The sequence below is a fragment of the Pseudoalteromonas lipolytica genome (assembly GCF_001306915.1).
GTDB lineage: Bacteria > Pseudomonadota > Gammaproteobacteria > Enterobacterales > Alteromonadaceae > Pseudoalteromonas > Pseudoalteromonas simplex.
Genome location: NZ_LJTC01000026.1, coordinates 1 through 1,417, shown reverse-complemented (window position 1 = coordinate 1,417; position 1,417 = coordinate 1). Strand labels below are relative to the sequence as shown.

At 42.3% G+C, this 1,417-nt stretch carries 1 protein-coding gene; it reads right to left on the bottom strand.

Annotation, left to right across the window (positions count from 1 at the left end):
- Positions 1–13: 13 nt before the first annotated feature.
- Positions 14–1,339, bottom strand: coding sequence for an IS4 family transposase (locus AOG27_RS20830; RefSeq protein WP_054554907.1), 1,326 nt, complete (start codon positions 1,337–1,339; stop codon positions 14–16).
- Between the last annotated feature and the right edge of the window lie 78 nt (positions 1,340–1,417).

Below are 1,417 nucleotides of genomic sequence, written 5' to 3'. Positions count from 1 at the left end.
TAATGCCTGTCAGTTAAGAGCTGACAGGCATTTTTTGGGGCTTTCGTTCAGGGTATCGACTGGGTCTCTTTTTCACACATCTTGGATAATGTCTTTCTCTTCGCTCTGGCAGTACAAAGGTTTCAGCCATTGCAATAAGTTTATTTATTACGCTCGGTACTTTTCCTGCTGAGGTGTGAGGCAACATCATTAACTCCTTGATGATATAGCCAGAAGCATTGCTGTAACTGAGTTGATAAGGCCATATCCCTTTCAGGCTGTAAGCCATCTTAGTCATCATATATCGTACTAAATTGTATGCGAGCAATACGCCCCATAACTCTTGTTTTACTAGCTCTGGGGTTTTGCTACGTAACGTTAATTCATTTTTGAGCAAGTACTGTTTCATTTCCCTGAACCCAAGCTCTATTTCCCAACGGTGACTGTATAGATCGACGATATCAGCACTTGGATATTTCATTGGGTCGGTCATAGACGTCAGTATCTGATGCTGTTTTCCATTGATGGTTTTCGTCAACAATCTAGCTTCGATAGTAATAGGTAAGTCTGGGTACCTCTTTCGTGATTGAGGTGTTGTTTTTAGTCTARTCAGTTGGTTATGTTTTCCAAATTCCCTGATAACTTCATATTGCGTGCCTTTTTTTAAGGGAATTAGCCAGTGCCTTGATGTACCAGTGGTAGACCATTTATGAAGTAGCCCTAATGAGTAAAAACCTTTATCAAACAGCGTTAGGCTATTGTCGGGTGTTTGCTCTATCAGCTGCTCAGCGAGCGTCATTTCATTAGCCGCAACGGCGTCAAAGGCGGATGCGGTCAATAAGTGACTTGTGAGTTCCATTTGACAGACCATACGAATTTGAGGAAAAGCCGATTCGCGTTTGTCATTGTGCAACTTACCAAATGCATCATTGTTAGCTGGCGTGTCTTCTGCACGCCACACCACGCCATCAACGCCAAGTAAGGTTAATCCACACCAGTTTGGATGTGGTGTGTCTTGATGCCAACGGGATTGAGTCATATTAAAGATATGACGAATAGATTCCGAGCCTAAACGCTGTCTTGCTTGAACAATCGCACTAGGAGCTACAAAAGGTTTCTTACTTGGTAATACAATATCAAGACGATTAATGACCTGAGTCATAGGCATATCTCGAAACAATGCGCTGCCAATCACACTCCAGACCATTAGCTCAAGAGGTAGCCTGCGCTTCCTGAGTGTTGCGACCCCAGACTCTGCAAGTGCTTGTTGTATTAAAGACTCATCCAGTATTTCCGACAAGCTGTGAATATTAGAATCGATAAATGATGAAATATTGGCGAAGCTATGATTAAGGGGCATAAAAAAATCCGATGACCTGTGATCATCGGATTTTGATCCTATTATGCCAAATGTCAATTGCTTAACTGATCGGCATTG